This window comes from Bacteroidia bacterium, assembly GCA_041391665.1.
GTDB lineage: Bacteria > Bacteroidota > Bacteroidia > J057 > J057 > JAGQVA01.
This window is the reverse complement of record JAWKNO010000001.1, coordinates 2,754,189-2,773,798: the sequence shown is the minus strand read 5'-3', so window position 1 is coordinate 2,773,798 and position 19,610 is coordinate 2,754,189. Positions and strand designations below refer to the sequence as shown.

Here is a 19,610-nt window from a genome sequence, read left to right as displayed (position 1 = left end):
ACGAAATATGAATGAATACCTTTCGTTACAGTATTAAGAAATCAGTGTAAAAGTTAAAAAAAATATGCTGATATGTGACTTTTTGTAATTTCGCACGGTCTTAATACACGAATCACTCAACAAACACAAATTTTGAGAATTTTATGAAAAAATTAAATGTCCTTCTTTCAGTTGCTGTATTGGCAATCGTTTTATTTCTCGCTGGTTGTCAGGAAGACCCACCACCGGCTCCGGTTGGTCCAACATTAAGTCTTTCTACGGATGCGGGATTTGTCAGCGATACAGCTACTGTAGCAATTGACGAACTATTTAAAATAAAACTTACAGCGGTAAAAGGTGATTCCAACCTCAGCCGTATCACCGTAAAAGAAAACGGAGTAGCAATTACAGATTTTGCCCGCATCACTTTTGACGGATTTGCAGCACAAAGCAATCCAAACCCACTGGGGCCTGGTTCTGAAGGTGGTTTTACCTGGGTAATCGAAATCAAAACCCAAACCTCACCTGACGTTACCAATACCTATTCTTTCGAAGTGCTGGACAACGCCGGGCTTTCTGATGAAGTTTCTGTAGATGTAACTTCATTTGATCCTGGAACCCCAGTTTCCGAAAAAACCATGGTACTGCTCCTCAATCAGGGTGGTCCTGTGGGTACAGGTGGTCTTGACCTCCACACCGGTACAGGCGTTGGTTCTACTGATCCTACAGCCGATATCAAAGACAACGGAATTGATCTGGCGCTCCCATTGAAAGATAACTGGAAGCAGATCATCTCTCCTGCCAATGCTGCTGACCTCAGGGTTCCGGCTGCAGGATTTGACTACGCGACGATTACCAAAAAAGAGCAAATTGAAGCAGCCTTTGGCCTGGGAACTTCCATCACTACTTCAGATAAAGTAGCCAATGGCGACCAGTTTCTGGTGCTGAGCGAAGGAACTTACTTTGCAATTATTGTTACAAACATCAGCGTTACAGAGACCAACAATCAGGATTACTACGAGTTCTCTGTGAAGCAGTAAAAAATATTGTTAGTGTGTAATAAAGCGCAGTACCTTCGGGGCCTGCGCTTTATTTTTTTATCTTTGCCAGCCATGTCGCACGCAGCACCCATAGAGATTCTTAAAAAGTACTGGGGATACGATGAATTTCGATCCCTCCAATTAGAAATTATAGAAAGTGCGCTGCAAGGAAGGGACACCCTGGCGTTGCTTCCTACCGGAGGTGGCAAGTCTGTCTGTTTTCAGGTTCCGGCATTGTGCAAAGAAGGCCTCGCACTGGTAGTTTCTCCGCTGATAGCCCTGATGAAAGACCAGGTAGAAAGACTCAACCAAATGGGTATTGCCGCCACGTATGTCAACAGTGCCATGCCCAGGTGGCAGATAGACCAGAAGTTACAGGGCGCCATGGATGGAAAATATAAGTTTTTGTATCTCGCGCCCGAACGCATCCATTCAGAAATTTTTCGCCTCCGGCTGCCAAAGATGAAGATCAACTTCCTCGTCGTTGACGAGGCACACTGCATCAGCCAGTGGGGGTACGATTTCCGGCCATCCTATCTGGAGATCTGCAAAATCCGGGAGGCGATCCCGCATATTCCGGTCATAGCCCTTACCGCCTCCGCTACACCGCAGGTGCAGCAGGATATCGTAGAAAAACTGGAAATGAAGCAGGTAAATGCCTTCTCCAAAAGTTTTCGCCGCGACAACCTGCGCTATTTTGTGATTGAAGAGGAAAATGTGGCCGCAAGAATCCTCCAGATTGTACAGCGAACCCTTGGCACAGGCATCATATATGCCCGCACCCGAAAGCTTACGGAAAAGATCGCAGCGCTGATCCAGTCCAAAGGGATTGCCGCAGCCGCTTATCACGGTGGGATGAAAAACTCCCAGCGCAGTCAGATTCAGCAGGACTGGATCGAAGACCGAACACGGGTAATCGTCGCCACCAATGCCTTCGGCATGGGGATCGACAAACCTGACGTGCGGTTTGTGGTGCATCACAACCTCCCGTTTGATCTGGAGAGTTATTATCAGGAGGCTGGCCGCGGAGGAAGAGACGGTAAAACTGCGTTGGCTATCGCGTTTCTTTCGCCGGTTGATATAGCAGAAATGAAACGCTGGAGCCAGGACAAATATCCTACATGGGAGCAGCTCAACCACCATTACCACCAGCTGTGCAATTATTTCCAGATACCCAATAGCGGGAATGTCAGCGAAACCCACCCGTTGATTATGGGTGAGCTGGCACCTTCGGTGCAGATTCCCGCATTGCAATTGTACAATAGCCTTCGCCTCCTGAACCAGGAAGGGATCGTGGAATTCAATGAAGATGCGGATGATTATGGCTATATACAGTTTATCGCACGCCCCGAAGATGTATTGCACTACAAACAATCCCACCCTTCTTTGGCAGCGCTTATTGATTTTATGCTCCGAAACCTCGGGGGTGAGTCCTATATGCAGGAAGTCAGATTTTTACCGGGCTTCTGGGCAGGAAAACTTCAGCTAACCGTGGAAGCGTTGCAAAAACAACTCGACCGACTGGTTTTACACAACATCATTTACTACCAGGCACCGACCGATTTGCCAACGCTCAGGTTTCATCAACCCCGGCATTTACTCAGTAAAAAAGCCCTCAACTGGGAGAAATATCAGTTTTTGCGAGAGCAGAATGACCGCAGGCTGAAAGAAATGCTGCACTATATTTATGAAAAAGAAGTGTGCCGGAGTCTGATGATTCAGCACTATTTCGGAGAAACCTCGCATACCCCCTGTGGCAAGTGCGATGTATGTATTGGCAGAAATAAAACCAAAGTTTCCGACGATGAATACACAAAAATACAGGCTGCAATCATTAGTTTTGTGAAAGCCGGGCCGCAAACTTACCGGGACACAATTAACCAGGTAAAAACCGGCACACCCGCCCAACGCGAAAAGGTTTTGCGTTACCTCCTCGACAAGGAAGTGATTTTGACAGATATATGGGGGAATTTGACAATAAGGCCATGATCCAAAAGAATCTTCCAAATGTGAAAAATGGCTACCTAAATGATAATGATTGAATCATATCTGCCAATACGGTTATTTAACTTTAGCGCTTATCATTCGATTACCCGTTTACTGAAAATTTTTCTTTTAAAAGCTTATGCCCCGATTTAGCATTTCAAAATACAGGACAAAGGATATACTGCTTTGTTATATCTTCATTGCAGGTTTCATATTCTCAGGCTGCGGCGACGCTGAGCAATCAGCCGATACATACGCTCAGGACGCTGAAACTATCGCCAAAGGAAATTTACTTTTTGACAACTATTGTGTGGCGTGCCACAATTTTCAAAGCACGGGCATTGGCCCTAATCTGGCCGGTGTCACCCAAAAAGTATCTCATGACTGGTTGAAGAGTTTTATCAAAAATCCTACGGAGGTTATTCAGTCAGGGGATGAAAGAGCGACTCAGTTGTTTGGGCAGTTCAAACAATATATGCCGGCTTTCCCCATGCTGGGAAACGAAGATATAGATGCACTCACGGCATATTTACATACTCATAAAGAAAAACCTGCCACAATCACCCGTACAGATTGGGGACAGCCTCTGACAGATCCTATCCAGGAAAAAATTCCGCGCGCTGATTTGACCCTGATTATTAAAGAATTTTCCCAGGTTCCTCCAACAGCTGATGAAGGGCAACGGGCCAGAATTAATAAAATGGCGCCTTTATACGATGGGAGTAAACGCTTGTTTGTCCATGACCTCCGGGGAAAACTTTATGAACTGGTACAAGGCAAACCCCATCTGTTTCTCGATTTGGCCGCCCGCAAGCCTGAATTTATTCATACACCGGGACATGGGACGGGAATGGGAAGTTTTGCTTTTCACCCTGAATATGCAAAAAATGGGTTATTTTATACCTCTCATACGGAAAACCCGGCGACATCTTCGGCTGCAGATTTTTCATTTGCGGACTCCATTCAGAGAAAGGTGCGATGGGTACTGACCGAATGGAAACAGGAAAACCCGGCCAGCGATAAGTTTGCCGGAAGTGAAAGGGAAATTATGCGGGTCGATATGGTAACCCAGATTCACGGCATGCAGGAAATTGCGTTTAATCCGTATGCACGCCCGGGAGATGAAGACTATGGATTGTTGTTTATCGGCATAGGAGACGGGGGATCTGTCGGACAAAAAATATCCTTCCTTGTTCAGAACAAAAGTCGTATCTGGGGCTCCATTTTGCGCATAGACCCACGGGGAAATAACAGTAAAAATGGACACTACGGCATCCCGCCCTCCAACCCGTATGCTTCAGACCAGGATGACAATACCTCGGGAGAAATTTATGCCATGGGCTTCAGAAACCCGCATAGATTTACCTGGGATCCTGCCCATGGGGGGAGAATGTTGGGAACCTGCATAGGCCAGAATTTCCTCGAAGAATTGAATATCATTGTTAAAGGAAATAATTATGGATGGCCGGAGCGGGAAGGAACATTCAGACTGGACCCATCCGCTGATATTGGAAAGGTTTATCCGCTTGCCAGTGATGATTCATTGGCGGGTTACACCTATCCGGTCGTGCAGTTTGACCATGATGAAGCACTTGCCATCAGTGGTGGATTTGTATATCAGGGCAAAAAAGTGCCAGCGCTAAAGGGAAAATATATCTTCGGAGGAATTGTTGCCGGTCGTATTTTTATGGTAGATGCAGCCTCACTCGCATTGGGAAAACAGGCGCCTATTGAGGAATTATCATTACAACTGGAGGATGGGAAACCGGCTTTATGGCCCGAACTGACTGGCAATAATATTACAGGACACAGCCGCGTAGATCTGCGTTTTGGTACCGATGAAGACGGAGAACTGTACCTGCTGACAAAGGCAGATGGTAAAATATATCAGATTAGCGGACAATTTTGAGGTTGGGAAGATCCCGGTTCCTCAACGTGGCAGTATGATAAACCCATGACCGTTGTTAATGCGGAAGGGAAAAGTACTTTGCCTAATCCCGTCTGATTTCAAACAGACCTGCATTATCGTCAAAAAACACCTGCTTTTCTGACATTCCTTTACGGGTGAAGGTTTGCCATTCGCTGGTTGGTGTGAGGCGCTCTACCCCGCTGAGTGTCTGCATATCCACAGGCAGATCAAACTCTGCAACATCCGCTTCCCATCGGTAGGAGAGGTTAAATTTTTTGCCCTTTTTGTGAATTTTATAGACAAATACCGGCAAATTGGGATAAGCCATATACTGACGGAAAACATAAACATAATCCTGCCCCAGTTTCCATGATAAAAATTCATAAAATGTCTGGGCGGAAAGTGTTTTGGTTCGAAAATCCATGCTGAGCGTACGAAGTGTTTCAAACCATTTTGCATCATTATCTGCAACTACCCGCAGGGAGTGAAGCAACCAGGCACCTTTCAGGCCAACCTGACGGTTAAGATCAGGGGTCAGGCTGCCCTCATACTGTAAGGCCACATCCTGAATGGATTCCCGCTCAGTTTTCATATAAGCTTTTGCGCGATCAGCATTGAAATATTCTTCAAAAAACAGAAACTCCGCATAAGTGTACAGCGCCTCATAAATCCAGGTATCTTTTTCATCCTTTATATCCAGTGGACGTTCAATCCAATCGTAAGCAACCTGACGCAGGAGGTAGCGATCTCCGTTTTGAACAAAACCCGATTCACCCTGTACATTCGGCTGTTCTTCTGGATCAAGGCGATGTCCGGAATTTCCCTCTGTGATTCGGTAGCCATCTTTCCAATAAGGATAAGGGCCAAAATATTTCTCCATAAACCCGATCATCCCTTTCAACTCATAGAGATATTCTCTGGCTCTGGCCTGATGCGCCCTTGTAACCCATGCCTGCATCTGATGAGCACCCGATTTATTGTTGTACACATCGGTAACAAGCACAAAATCTCCGATATGAATCCCGACAATTTGCGGGCTGATTTTACCCGAATAACCAAACTGCCATTGAGTAAACCCACCGGGCAGGTTAGTTTTGGCCTTCATCTGGCCATTGGCCACTACCGCTGCATCCTTGTCAAAAATCACGGATATAGAAATACTGTCGGCGACATCTTCCGGGTCTGCTTTTATGGGCCACCACTCTTCAGGTGCCAGCATATCAGGCGCAAGGCTGATCAGGTCTTTTCCATTTTCTGCTTTTGACCAAATGGGCATTGCCGATCGGGTGGCACGCGGATTTCCGGCAAAAAATATCTCCACAGTTGCCGTGAAACTCTTCTTTAACGGCTGGGCAAAACGTATTTCCAGCAGCCCATTTTTCTGTTCAAACTTCAGGGGTTTGCCGGAAAAAAGCACCCGGGCAGCGACCATATTCCCGGCGAGATCCACAAGCATCGTCTCAAGCTGACGCTCTGTGTGAAAGGTAATTTTGTTGCGACCTGCAATGCGTTGCAGTTTTGCATCAAGTTTGACTTCCAGATCATAAGACCGCACATCATATCCATAGGACATGCTGGCGCTGTGTGACGGGTTAGCATATACCTTTACGGTAAAAAGCAGGAGCAGGAGCAGGAATGCCGGTTGGCGGATGTTCATAGATTGAATGGGTTTTCAGCTATAAAGATAAGGGGAATTTTGTTTTAACCGCAGAATTGAGTTTGCCAGATATCTTTCATTTTTTTTCATATTTAGGGTAATGAAAAAAATCGCACTTTTCTTCGCGTCTATAGCGCCGGGCATATTCCTGATTGGCTACAATATTGGGACGGGAAGCATCACCACAATGGCCGCTTCCGGCGCTGCTTATGGAATGTCCATGACCTGGCCGCTGTTACTTTCCTGCGTGTTTACCTATATATTGATTGTTACCTTTGGAAGGTTTACGGCCATTACAGGCCTCACGGCGCTTCATGCATTCAGAATTCATTTTGGCTCCGGGGTGTCGCTCCTTGTGCTGGCATCTTTGCTGATCAGCGAATGGGTTTCCTGCATGGGAGTCATGGCGATCGTTGTAGAAGTAGTAAAAGAATGGTCGCGCCCCTTGACCCGTACGGGCGAAGGATTCTCCCCATTAATCATGGCGGCGATATTTATTGGGGTGTTGTATTATATTTTCTGGCAGGGAAAACATCGCTTTTTTGAACGTGTGCTCGCTTTTTTTGTCGCAATCATGGGGCTGAGTTTTGTCATGACGATGTTTATGGTTATCCCTGACCCTGTAGAAATTATGCGCGGCATGGTCCCTGAAATTCCCCGCACTTCTGAGAAAATGCTGATCATGGCGGGAATGGTCGGAACAACGATGGGAGGCGTTCTTTATGTAGTACGGTCTATTTTAGTTCAGGAAAAAGGATGGACCGCCAAAGACTTGAAACTAGAGAGAAGAGATGCGGGTATTTCTGCAGGGTTGATGTTTTTTCTGAGTGCGGCAGTGATGGCGGCTGCTGCCGGAACGCTTTTCCCGCAAGGTCTGAAAATCGATAACGCCATGGATATGGTGAACCTGATGGAACCATTGGCGGGGAGATTTGCGGTTTCAGTTTTTGTAGCCGGAATTGTCTGTGCGGGGCTTTCCTCCTTATTTCCCAATGCACTGCTGGCGCCATGGTTATTGGCTGACTTTGAGGGAAAACCTCGCGATATGAAGTCAACGCGATCCAGAATTTTGGTTTTATTTGGTTTCTCACTCGGGCTTGTTGTTCCGTTATTTGGCGGAAGGCCTGTCTACCTGATGATTGTATCTCAGGCAGGTACGATCATCGCCACACCGCTGATTTTAATTCTGATGCAGATTTTGCTCAATAAAAAATCAATTATGGGAGAATATACCGCTTCACCTGCAAAAAATCTGACACTCGGACTCATCGGAATATTCACCCTGCTGATGGCTGTAGCCGGCGCTACCGGGTTGTGGGAAGACATTCAAAAATTATTTCAATCATAATGGAACACACAACAAAATTTTCGAAAAATATCATCTGTGCCTACCTCTATGTCATCAGTCGATACGGTTATCCGCCTCCGGCTGAGCATACCCTGGCTTATCTCGACGAGATGGCCGATATGGGTTTTCAGTCTGTCGAACTGGAAGGGATCAGAGAGACGCACATCCGGGAGATGTATGACCTCCGTTTTGATATTAAAGCAAAATTGCAGGAAAGAGATCTTTACATCCCTTATTTCTGTGTGGTATTGCCGGGACTGGGTGCCGACAATGCCGAAATCCGAAAGGAAAACCTCAGACGGTTTGCGATAGGATGCGAAACGGCGCATCATATCGGTGCTAGCGGCGTGCTGGACAATGCCCCTCTCCCACCCTATCATTTTCCTGCGGATATTCCGGTAGTCAGGCATTATGACCGGGAAGTGATCATGGCGGCCAGATTGGGGCCCGGACTCAACTGGAAAACCTATTGGAAGGATCTCATCGACACATTCAGGGAAGCCTGCGACATAGCTGCAGCCTTTGGGCTTTCTTATCACCTCCACCCTTGTCTGGGGGTATTGGCGGCAACTCCCGATGCCTTTCTTTATTTTGCAGATGCAGTCAACCGCGATAACCTTCGATATAACCTTGATACAGCCAATCTTTTTGCCTTACAGGAAAATCCTGCCCTTGCGCTATTGCGTCTGGCAGAAAGAATAGACTATATTCACCTGTCTGATTGCCGGGAGGGAAAAATGGAGCACCTGCCCCCCGGTGAAGGCAATATTTCCTGGGATCGTTTTTTTGATATGATAAAATCGACAGGATTTAATGGCCACTTTGGCATAGACGTCGGTGGTGCAGAAACAGCAATTGATGATATTAGAAATGCTTATATAACATCTGCAACCTGGCTGAAAGACCGATTGATTTAACCCCAAACCCATCCGAATGTCCAGATTTTCTTTCTCTATTTTCTGTTTGCCCCCAGCATGGATTATTTTCATTTTCGCCGGACTGATACCTGGCTTAAACCTGTATGCACAGACACCTCCTGTAGTACCGCTACCGCAGGAAACCGAATTCCGCAACGGAAGTTTTTCCATGCCTGACCGGCCATTTTTCCGACTTTCGGTTCAGGAGAATGACGATGTATTGAAAGAACAACTCACCGAAATGCACGGCAGAGAAACCACAGATCCGCGTCCAGCTATATGGATAGGCATACCAGAGCAGGACCGTGAGCTTAAGCAACTCTGCAAATCGGCAGGGATTCAGGAAGAAACCCAATGGGGGAAGGAAGGATATACCCTTGTCGTATCCTCCAGACAGATCATTGTCGCTGCCAACACTTCTCAGGGGCTTTTTTATGGCCTTCAAACCCTTCTCCAGCTTCGACGTGCCTATCTTCCGGGAAATATTCCCTGTATGAAAATCACTGACTGGCCTGATTTTGAATTCCGCGGAGTAATGGATGATATCAGCCGGGGGCCACTACCCAATATGGATTTTATGAAATCGCAAATCAGGCGGTATGCCTCCATGAAAATCAACCGGGTTACCTTCTATATTGAGCATATTATTCGCACAAAAAAATACGGAGACTTTGCCCCGCAGGACGGCATTACCCTCGCAGAATGGAAAGAACTTTCCGACTACGCCGCAAAATATCATATTGAACTTATCGGTAGCTTTCAGTCATTGGGGCATTTCAGCAATATCCTGGCTTTCCCTCAGTATGCCCATTTGGCTGCGACCAACCGAATGCTAAAGCCCGGCGACCCCGAGGTGATACGGTTTCTGACAGACATTTATACCGAAATGTATCCAGCCTTTTCTTCAGACATATTTGCCATCAACTGCGACGAAGCCTGGGACCTGGGCAGAGGAAATCAGCAAGCTCTGGCAGCTAATATTGGGGTTGGGGGAATATTTGCCAGCCATGTAAATCCGCTGATCAAACATGTGCAGGAAAATGGTCGGAGACCGCTCATGTGGGGAGATATGGCCCTCGCGCATCCCGATGTGTTGGATCTGATTCCCAAAGAAACAATCATCGGGACATGGGACTACAGCGCAAATACATCTTTTGCAGCATTTATCGATCCGTTTAAGGCCAGGGGATTTGACTTTATTGTTTGTTCCGGGGTGCTCAACTCCAATCGTATGATGCCCGACTTTAACGAAACTGTTGTCAATATTCAAAACTTCGCCAATGAAGGGCTTGAAAAAGGCGCTTTGGGTTTGCTCAATACAGTTTGGGACGATGGCGGAAGCCATTTTTTTAGCCGCGACTGGTATGGCGTTTTTTACGGTGCCGACCAGAGCTGGAATCCAAACAGAGAAGAAGTGCTGGAATTTGACCGAAGGTTTTCCCTTGCGGGTTATGCTGACCCCGAAACCCGTCAACCACAATTCCTCCACATGATGAATGGTCTCGCCGAACTGGCACCCACCCAGGAAATGAACAATGATATGTTGTGGCAAACCCTCCTGCCGGCCCGTGGTGATGAGGTGCAACTAAATATGAGTGGCTGGAGCGAAGTCGAAACACAACTGGAAGAAGCGGGGGTTTTTCTTCGGCCCATGTATAAAAAAACCTTTGGTGAGGAACTGCGGTACTGGCAATTTACCTGGGATTTGTACATGGCAGCGGTAGAAAGCCGAAAAAAAGTGATTCAGGCAGCTGCAGAATACAGACAAGCATGTATGTACCAGTACCAAAACCGGGACTCGACGGTCTATTTCCTCAAACTTTCACTCCGCCATATTGACGAACTTACCACAACCTGGACCCGCCTTCGCAGTGAATTTCAAAATCTGTGGATGGAAGAAAACCGTACATATTGGCTTGACCATGCATTGATGCCTTATGACCAGCGGCTGGCCGACCTTCACGAAACCGTAGAACTTCTGGAAGATGCCGGGAGACTCGTTTTGTCCGGAAATTTTTTACCTCCTCCTACAGAAGTTCGACTCGCCGTGTCAGAAACTGCCGGACAGTTTTTTACCTTCTGGTTGACGACCGGACCCTTTCACATCGAAAAACCACATATTCCACAGGCCGATTTTCTCATAGATATGGGCGGAGAAAAAATGGCAAAACCTATTCCCGGACAATTATTTCAGACTCCGGATGGCAGAACCCTCATGTGGGATAAACACGCATCGCTACTTTCAGACAGAGTTGATTTTACAACACTTTATGAGCAAAATACCGAAGCCGTCGCTTATGCCTATTGCCGGATCGAAAGCCCCAAAGCAGAAAATGTGCGGGCAACATTCGGAAGTAATGACGGAATCGAAGTATTCTGCAACGGAGAACGAGTGTTTCAAAAACTGGCCAAAAGAAGCCTGATTCCCGATGAAGACGAATGTATGCTGCCATTAGTCGAGGGGAATAACCATATCCTTATCAAAGTAGAGCAATGGAAGGGAGATTGGGGGTTTTCGTTCCGGTTGCCTGACAAAATCGTACGCAATCACAAGCAAAAGTACCGGATACTGGATTGAGGTGCAGGACTATCTTTACAAAATATGAGCACATCTGATACATTATTACTCGCAACCGGAAAGGGATTAATCGTTTACAGGCGAGTAAAGGGAAAATGGTTATTCTCCGGCGACTTTTTCCAGGGATTTTCGGTGTCTACGGTGCTTGCCGATGACCGTACCGGTTACTGGTGGGTAGCACTCGATCACAAACACTGGGGACAGAAACTCCATCGTTCGCGCGATGAGGGAAAAACCTGGGAGGAAATGCCCGCACCTGTTTATCCCAAAGGAGAAGAAATCCGCCCCGGGCTTCCCGCAACGATGAAGTATATCTGGACCATTGCCAAAGGCGGCAAAAATCAGCCAGACAGGCTCTATCTCGGAACAGAGCCGGGCGGGTTGTTTTCCAGCGATGATGGAGGAGAAACCTTTACACTCAACCAAAGCCTTTGGAATCACCCCACCCGACCGGAACATTGGTTTGGCGGAGGCAGAAACCATGCAGGCATTCACTCGATTGTCGTTGACCCACGCGATGAAAAACATATCCATATTGCAGTGAGCTGTGCAGGCGTTTTTGCGTCCAAAGACGATGGCCAAACCTGGGAAATGAAACACAATGGGTTAAAAGCCGATTATTTGCCTAATCCTTACCCGGAAGCGGGTTATGATCCACATCTGCTCCTCGCATGCTTTTCTGAGCCCGATATTCTATGGCAGCAAAATCATTGCGGTGTCTATCGCTCGGTGAATGGAGGAGATAACTGGCAGGAAATAACTTCTCCTGATGGGAGCAATTACTACGGATTTGCGCTTGGCATTGACCACAATAATCCTCATGTAGCCTGGGTAATACCGGCACTCAGCGACAAAATACGTGTAGCTATCGACAGGTCGCTATTTGTGCAGCGCACCGATGACGGCGGTAAAACCTGGCAAACGTTCCGAACCGGGCTTCCTCAGGGAAATTGTTATGACATTGTACTGCGGCATGCATTGGCAGTCTCTGGCGACGAATTAGCATTTGGGACTATTTCCGGTTGTTTATATATTTCCTCCGACAGAGGTGAGTCGTGGAAAATGATTAATCACAGTTTACCCAGAATTTTTTCGGCAGTTTTTGTGTGATTTTTGAAGTAACTATGTGTTCTGCGCTGTTTTCTCATATCTAATAACGAAATGTTCAAAATCCGATGGTGATGAAAAACTCCATTCTTTCCAGAATCCGCCAGAACAAACCGCCCGAAGTCGCCCTACCGGAAATCCCGCAGTTTGACCGGCCTGCGGGAGCGCTCAAAAATCTGTTCGAAGAAACCCTCAAAAAAGTAGGCGGACAGGCTGTGAACCTCTCCCCGGAGGAAACCTTTGCCGATTGGTTAAATAACCGTTTTCCCGATGCCAGAAACACCGCAGGCGCTTTATTGGAATCCTGGAAGGGAAATGTAGAACTAACCTCCATCAGCGACCCGCACGAACTCGAAAATCTCGATGTCATGGTCATGGAAGGCGAATTTGGCGTGGCAGAAAATGCAGCGATCTGGGTAACGGAAACAGCGCTGGGCCATCGTGCTGCACCCTTTATCTGTCAGCACCTGGTGATCTTTTTATCTGCTGAACAACTCGTCTGGAATATGCACGAGGCTTATGAGCGAATCGGTTCTGGCGATACCGGTTTTGGTTTATTCATTTCCGGTCCTTCCAAAACTGCCGATATAGAGCAGTCGCTGGTAATAGGTGCGCACGGCCCGCGAAGTCTGACGGTGGTTTGGGGTTGATATATTGATAATAAATTCTTCTATAGATACCAGAAAAACCATAAATTCACCCAAAAACTAAATCCACCTCCATGCAAAAGTATTTTTCAATTCTGGTTGTTGTTTTGATGACAATTGCACTATACTCCGGCTGCAAAAGCACAAAGTCGGTGTCTTACTCCGCCGCCGGTAACTGGGATTTCAGTGTTACCAATACCCCTGAGGGCGACTACAAAGGAGTGATGGTTCTAACCCAGGCTGAAGAGGGTTATACCGGCTATCTCGAAGCCGCAGGCTCAAAAATCGAATTAAAAAATATCGTCATAGATGATGAAAACAAACTCAAAGCGAGTTTATACTTCTCCGGCAATGATCTGGACATTAAAGGAACTTTTTCGGGCGAATCATTTACCGGCTTTGTCGTGGCGGGGTACGACAACTTTCCAATAGTGGCAGAACGGACTAAATAACCATAGTTATGGATCCATTTATGCAGGCAGCCATTGATGAGGCACTATACGGGCTGAATGAGGGAGGAATTCCCATTGGCTCCGTACTTGTCAGAAACGGTGAGGTTATTTCCCGCGGCCACAACAAAAGAGTACAGGAACAAAACCCTATCCTTCACGGCGAAATGGACTGCCTGTTTAACGCCGGACGGATTGGCAGTTACCGCGATACGGTCATTTATTCGACCCTGATGCCTTGTTACATGTGTGCAGGAACCATCGTGCAGTTTAAAATCCCAAAAGTCATTGTCGGCGAATCGCGAACTTTTCCCGGTGCGCGAGCATTTATGGAGTCTCACGGAGTGGAAGTCATTGACCTCGACCTCGCCGAATGTATTTCGATGATGACGCAGTTTATCGCCGAAAAACCCCAACTCTGGAACGAGGATATCGGCGAGCTTTAATGTAAATTGTTGGGAAACACTCAAAAAATACTAACCATGCCCAAAACCATCAACAAATACCCCGAAGCCCGCAATTTTTTCGCCGGTAAATACGTCTCTGACCAATCACGCCGAATGCCTGTTTTCAGCCCGCTCGACGGAACCGAAATTTCCTCTTTACCCCTCTCCGGCAGAGCCGAACTCGATCAGGCCGTGCGCGCCGCGCAGGAGGTGTTTCCCCGCTGGGCTGCCCTGCCTATCAAAGAGCGCGTACAGATTTTCTACCGCTACCGCGAACTGCTGATCCGCGACCGCGACGAGCTCTCTGCGCTGGTACAGGCCGAAAATGGCAAAACCCTCGACGAAGCCCGCGCAGAGGTGGACAAAAGCATCGAACTTACCGAATTTGCCTGTTCGCTTCCCCAACTGGTTCCCGGTGAAGTCATGGAAGTAAGCCGTGGGGTCGAATGCCGCACGGAGTACGCACCCGTAGGGGTGGTGGCTTTTATCGCGCCCTTCAACTTTCCGCTGATGGTGCCTCACTGGACTGCCCCCAACGCCCTTGCCCTGGGCAATTGTATGGTGCTCAAACCTTCGGAACTGGTTCCCCTCAGTGCCTGCCGTATGGCCGAACTTCTCAAAGAAGCGGGTCTCCCCGACGGGGTGTTTAATATCGTTCATGGAGATAAGGAAATCGTCGAAGGAATCTGCGACCACCCCGACATCAAAGCCGTGGCTTTTGTAGGCTCCACCAAAGTAGCCAAAATTGTCTATCGCCGCGCCACCAGTAACCTCAAACGCTGTGTGGCCCTCGGTGGAGCGAAAAACCACCTGCTGGTACTCCCCGATGCGCATAAAGAAATGACCGCGATGAACGTTGTGGCTTCTATGTCGGGCTGCGCCGGGCAACGTTGTATGGCTGCTTCCGCTATGGTGGGAGTGGGGCCGGTAGAACCTATTATCGAAGAAATGTGCCGTGAGGCAAAAAAAGTGATTCCCGGCCAAAATCTCGGGGCAGTGATTTCCCTTGAAGCCAAACAGCGGATCGAAAGATATATCACCGAGGCCGAAACGCTGGGCGCCAAAGTACTCGTGGATGGAAGAAATGCGAGCGTTCCCGGAAGTGAAGGTGGATATTATGTCGGACCGACGATCATTGATTATGTTTCTCCGGAAATGGCCATCGCGAAAGAAGAAGTGTTCGGGCCTGTGATTGCAATCATTCGGGCAAAACATATTGATGAGGCCATCGCCATCGAAAACAGTTCCAATTACGGCAATGCTGCGTCAGTCTTTACCCAAAGCGGAGGCATGGCGCGTTATGTGCAGGAAAAAGCCAGTGCCGGCATGATCGGGGTGAATATTGGTGTGCCCGTGCCCCGAGAACCGTTTTCCTTCGGTGGCTGGAATGAATCCAAATTTGGTGTCTGCGACATCACTGGCAAAAGTTCTATTGAATTCTGGACCCAACTCAAAAAAACCACTGTCAAGTGGAACCCCGAGGCCCGCACCAACTGGATGAGCTAAGAAGCAACCTTCGGGTGGCAGAAAAGTGTTTCTCGCAAAGTCCACAAAGAACCGCGAAGGACGCCAAGAATTTCTTGCGGAACGAAGGTTCCCTTTGCGTATTTTGCGGTTCTTGGCGACCTTGGCGTGAACCCTTCGGGTGGCGGAAAGTGTTTCTATTTACGTATTTTTCGACCTTGGCGAGAACAAATTTGCATAAAAAGCAAAATCATTTTTTTGATATGACTGAGAATGAACTTTCCTATGAAATCATCGGCAAAGCTATCGAAGTACACAAATTTCTCGGGCCGGGATTGCTGGAGTCTGTTTATAAAAAAGTATTAGCCTATGAGCTGACAGAAGCGGGTTTTTATGTTCAGACAGAGGTTGATGTTCCATTAGAATACAAAACAATGGAGTTCCCGACAGCCTTTCGACTGGATATATTGGTTGATGACAAGGTAATTGTAGAGCTTAAATCCGTAGAATTTCTCGCTCCTATTCATTTTTCACAGACATTAACCTATTTGAGACTTTCCGGAAAAAAACTGGGATTATTAATTAACTTTAATTCATCTGTCCTGAAAGAGAATATCAAAAGAGTCGTAAACGGCTTATAATCCTATGAATCAGCCCATTTCCCAATCACAGACCTTGCAATACAACCTGGATCATACGTTGTTTTCCTGGTCGAAGCAGTCTGGACTCAACCCCATACAGGTTGACCGTGCAGAAGGAATATATTTTTATGACAACCACGGGAAAAAATATATCGATTTTTCCTCCCAACTGATGAATGTCAACATCGGACACGGCAACCGGAAAGTGCTTGACGCAATGCAGCAACAGATGGAAAAACTCTGTTATGTCTATCCGGGGATGATTACCGAAGTGCGGGGGTTGTTGGGCAAAAAACTGGCAGAAATTGCCCCCGAAGGACTTAATAAGGTCTTTTTTACCCTTGGAGGAGCTGAGGCTATTGAAAATGCTATTAAGCTGGCACGTGTATATTCGGGACGATCGAAGATTATTTCTCTTTACCGTTCCTACCACGGAGGCACTTATGGCGCCATGTCTGCCGGTGGCGATCCCCGCAAACACCCCATTGACAGCCTTTCCGTCCCCAATTTTATTCATGTCGAAAACCCCTATTTTTACCGCTGCCCGTGGTACAGTTCATCGATAGAAGAATGCGGTGAACGGGCTGCGGCTCATATGGAACGGGTGATTCAGTTTGAAAATCCGCAAAGCATAGCCGCTATCCTGATGGAAGGGGAATCGGGTTCTTCCGGCTGCATCAAATATCCCCCCAACTACTGGCGGCTGATCAAAGAAATTGCCGATAAGTATGGCATTTTGCTCATCGACGATGAGGTGATGAGCGGATTTGGGCGAACAGGTAAAATGTTTGGCATCGATCATCACGGCGTGGTTCCGGACATCATCTGCATGGCCAAGGGCCTTACTTCGGGTTATGTTCCTCTGGGCGGAATTATTGTTCACGACAAAATTGCCCAACATTTTGACGACAGGGCACTTCCGCTGGGCCTGACCTATTCGGCGCATCCGCTCGCATGTGCTGCGGCGCTGGCCGTGGTGAATGTCTATGAGGAGGAAGGTTTGATAGAAAATGCTGCCCGCATGGGGATTTACCTCGAAACAAAGGTAGAGGAAATGAAGGCAAAACATCCTTCCATCGGAGATTTTAGAAATACCGGTTTGCTGGGAGGAATCGAACTCGTAAAAAACCGCCAGACCAAAGAGCCGGTTGTGCCCTGGAATGCAGGACCGCAGGATATGGGGCCCGCTAACCGTATGGCGGCAAAGATCCGGGAACTGGGCATGTTTACCTTTGTGCGGTGGAATTATATTTTTATCGCGCCGCCACTGAGCATTACCAAAGCGCAGATCGACGAAGGACTGGAAATTATTTCGGAGGCAATAACCATTGCGGATGAGTATTATACAGAGTAAGCGAACTGCGATAATGCACGGATTCTTTCATGTGTAATTAATGTAACCTGTTCGGTCGTGGGTTGATGCTGTGTGCTGCTAATTTCGGTCATGGTACTATTAAACCAAACCCATGGATCGAAACAAAAGAAATAACCCCAGAAATAGTCTCCAGCAAACCACCACTGTACGGACCATGACGCTCTCTGCGGGCATAGTCACGATGATTCTCGCAGCTGTTTTTATGTTTACCAGACAGAGCAATAGTTCTGGTGTGATTGGAAACCAGGGCCCGGGCGGCATAGGAAATGATACAGACCTGAAGATGTGGCTGCTGGCAGATAAAATTGCCGGAATTGCTGATGGTAAAAAGATTCCTGTTTGGAAAGATTTTTCCTCCAATGGTTATGATGCATCAACCAGCAGCAAACAAATGCCTGCGTTTTACTCAAATATAGTTCACGGAAGGCCTGTTGTTTTTTTCGATGGCAATGATGATTATTTTCAAATTGCCGGAAATACCGACCTAAATACAGGTGGTCCTTACACGGAAAAAACCTTCCTTATCGCCTTTAACACCAGTTCGGATGTAACTACGCGTCAGTTTATCTACGAACAGGGCAGCGAGACCCGCGGGTTAAATATTTATATCGAAGCTGGCCACCTCTACATTGGCGGACATAATCTCGCAAAAGACGGCGGATACGCACCCTGGGGGTATAAGTTTGTATCCACAGCAGTTACTCCTTCCACCACTTATATGCTGACCTTTTATTTTGACCAACCTTCCCGAACCCTCAGTGGGTATCTCAACGGAAATTTTATAGGTGAAGCAAATGGAATAGGAAGACTATTTAGCGATAGTGGCGGAATTGGTCTGGGAGGAGTGAATGGTCGTTCCTATTCTGCTACGGGTGCAGTGGGTACTACCGGTAATTATTTCAAAGGATCTGTTATGGAGTTTATCACCTACAACAAAATCCTGAATCCTGCCCAGGCAGTGATTATTCAAAATTACCTCGCTGCCAAATATGATATTATTATTCCCGAAGATTACTACTCCCATGATGATACACATAGCTACGAAGTTGCAGGTATCGGGCAGGCAAATGGAGAAAGTCATGAGGATGCCAAAGGCCACGGGATTGTCAGAATCTACAAGCCCAACGATCTGGAAGATGGAGAATATTTGTTTTGGGGACAAAATGGGGTCAATCTCTCCCAGGGAAATGCAGAAGATGTAGATGGGGTAGAAATAAAAAGCCGCCTGGAAAGAACATGGGCAGTAGAAGCTACCGGCAGAGTTGGCGTTGTATCGGTTGAGTTTGAAGTTTCCTCACTTCCTCAGGTGGATGATCCCTCACAACTTCGACTGATCATTGAGCGAAGTGGTGACAATTTTAAAACACTGGATTTCCCCCCATTGGAAGGTATCTTTAATTTTGCCGCACAACGGCTTACCTTTTCAGGGGTAAATCTGGAAGACGGGGATATTTTTACGCTGGGCGCACGCGATTTTCAGTTTCCGGTAGAATTTCTTTTCCTCGAAGTAAAACCCGCAGGTGATCATATTTCGCTAAACTGGGCAACCGGACACGAATTGAATAACGACTACTTTACGGTCGAGAGATCGCAGGATGGCGTGGTCTTCACCGCGCTTGCAAATGTAAAAGGGGTTGGGAATGCCAGCACAACTTCCAATTATTCTTTTACAGATTCCAGCCCATTGACAGGCACAGCTACTTACCGGATCAAACAAACAGATTTGGATGGTTCCTTCTCCTACTCTCAGAAAGTAGAAATTTCTCTGGATGCAAGTGTTGCAGCTTTTAATGTATATCCCAATCCATTACCACAAGATGCGGACCTCCACCTGAGTTTTTATATGAAGGAAAATAATACAGTGGGAATCACCATTCAGGATATCAGGGGGACCGTACTTCATCAGGAAAGCCATAGTGGAATCAAAGGTGAAAATAGCATCACCTTAAGTCCGTCTCAATGGCCGTCCGGCAACTATTTTGTGCGATTGAGCAACGGATCCAAAACCGAAACCCGCCGGTTTATCATTAAGTAAGGCAACCCGCGGTTTGTTCTGATTGAAAAGAA

Annotated in this window: 15 protein-coding genes; 14 read left to right on the top strand and 1 reads right to left on the bottom strand. The window is 47.1% G+C overall.

Translation table 11 applies throughout. The features are described 5' to 3' along the window. Nucleotides 1-143: 143 nt before the first annotated feature. From R3D00_11260 to R3D00_11250, 3 genes are all read left to right on the top strand, one after another. Nucleotides 144-1,019: a hypothetical protein gene (locus tag R3D00_11260; protein ID MEZ4773751.1), complete on the top strand. Its 876-nt coding sequence runs from the start codon at nucleotides 144-146 to the stop codon at nucleotides 1,017-1,019. Between the two features lie 72 nt (nucleotides 1,020-1,091). After that, nucleotides 1,092-3,008, top strand: coding sequence for an ATP-dependent DNA helicase RecQ (locus tag R3D00_11255; protein MEZ4773750.1), 1,917 nt, complete (start codon nucleotides 1,092-1,094; stop codon nucleotides 3,006-3,008). 136 nt (nucleotides 3,009-3,144) lie between these two features. Continuing rightward, nucleotides 3,145-4,914: a PQQ-dependent sugar dehydrogenase gene (locus tag R3D00_11250; protein ID MEZ4773749.1), complete on the top strand. Its 1,770-nt coding sequence runs from the start codon at nucleotides 3,145-3,147 to the stop codon at nucleotides 4,912-4,914. Nucleotides 4,915-4,996: 82 nt separating this feature from the next. Here R3D00_11250 and R3D00_11245 read toward each other — a convergent pair whose 3' ends face one another. After that, nucleotides 4,997-6,571: a hypothetical protein gene (locus tag R3D00_11245; protein MEZ4773748.1), complete on the bottom strand. Its 1,575-nt coding sequence runs from the start codon at nucleotides 6,569-6,571 to the stop codon at nucleotides 4,997-4,999. Between the two features lie 100 nt (nucleotides 6,572-6,671). On the opposite strand from R3D00_11245, the gene R3D00_11240 reads away from it, so the two are divergent. The 11 genes from R3D00_11240 to R3D00_11190 all read left to right on the top strand — a co-directional run bounded on the left by R3D00_11240 (nucleotide 6,672) and on the right by R3D00_11190 (nucleotide 19,578). Next, complete coding sequence (locus tag R3D00_11240) at nucleotides 6,672-7,919, top strand: divalent metal cation transporter (protein ID MEZ4773747.1); 1,248 nt, start codon at nucleotides 6,672-6,674, stop codon at nucleotides 7,917-7,919. Further along, a complete protein-coding gene (locus R3D00_11235) occupies nucleotides 7,919-8,836 on the top strand; it encodes a sugar phosphate isomerase/epimerase family protein (GenBank protein ID MEZ4773746.1) in 918 nt (305 codons plus the stop codon). Before R3D00_11240 ends, R3D00_11235 begins: the two co-directional genes overlap by 1 nt. A 16-nt stretch (nucleotides 8,837-8,852) precedes the next feature. Next, on the top strand, nucleotides 8,853-11,414 hold the full coding sequence (locus tag R3D00_11230; GenBank protein MEZ4773745.1) for a beta-N-acetylhexosaminidase: 2,562 nt from the start codon (nucleotides 8,853-8,855) through the stop codon (nucleotides 11,412-11,414). Between the two features lie 24 nt (nucleotides 11,415-11,438). Further along, nucleotides 11,439-12,524, top strand: a complete 1,086-nt coding sequence (locus R3D00_11225) for a glycosyl hydrolase (protein MEZ4773744.1) — start codon at nucleotides 11,439-11,441, stop codon at nucleotides 12,522-12,524. A gap of 71 nt (nucleotides 12,525-12,595) precedes the next feature. Further along, nucleotides 12,596-13,171 carry an LUD domain-containing protein gene (locus tag R3D00_11220; GenBank protein ID MEZ4773743.1) on the top strand — a complete coding sequence of 192 codons (576 nt, stop codon included), beginning with the start codon at nucleotides 12,596-12,598 and terminating at the stop codon, nucleotides 13,169-13,171. A 71-nt stretch (nucleotides 13,172-13,242) separates the two neighbouring features. Beyond that, a complete protein-coding gene (locus R3D00_11215) occupies nucleotides 13,243-13,620 on the top strand; it encodes a hypothetical protein (GenBank protein ID MEZ4773742.1) in 378 nt (125 codons plus the stop codon). Between the two features lie 8 nt (nucleotides 13,621-13,628). Then, nucleotides 13,629-14,063 (top strand): nucleoside deaminase, encoded by a 435-nt coding sequence (locus tag R3D00_11210; protein MEZ4773741.1) that lies wholly within the window; start codon nucleotides 13,629-13,631, stop codon nucleotides 14,061-14,063. A 36-nt stretch (nucleotides 14,064-14,099) separates the two neighbouring features. Next, complete coding sequence (locus R3D00_11205; protein ID MEZ4773740.1) at nucleotides 14,100-15,569, top strand: CoA-acylating methylmalonate-semialdehyde dehydrogenase; 1,470 nt, start codon at nucleotides 14,100-14,102, stop codon at nucleotides 15,567-15,569. A 221-nt stretch (nucleotides 15,570-15,790) separates the two neighbouring features. Next, entirely contained in the window at nucleotides 15,791-16,168 is a 378-nt protein-coding gene (locus R3D00_11200) for a GxxExxY protein (protein ID MEZ4773739.1), read from the top strand. Nucleotides 16,169-16,172: 4 nt separating this feature from the next. After that, nucleotides 16,173-17,522, top strand: a complete 1,350-nt coding sequence (locus tag R3D00_11195) for an aminotransferase class III-fold pyridoxal phosphate-dependent enzyme (protein MEZ4773738.1) — start codon at nucleotides 16,173-16,175, stop codon at nucleotides 17,520-17,522. Between the two features lie 112 nt (nucleotides 17,523-17,634). Beyond that, nucleotides 17,635-19,578, top strand: coding sequence for a T9SS type A sorting domain-containing protein (locus R3D00_11190; GenBank protein MEZ4773737.1), 1,944 nt, complete (start codon nucleotides 17,635-17,637; stop codon nucleotides 19,576-19,578). Nucleotides 19,579-19,610: the final 32 nt, after the last annotated feature.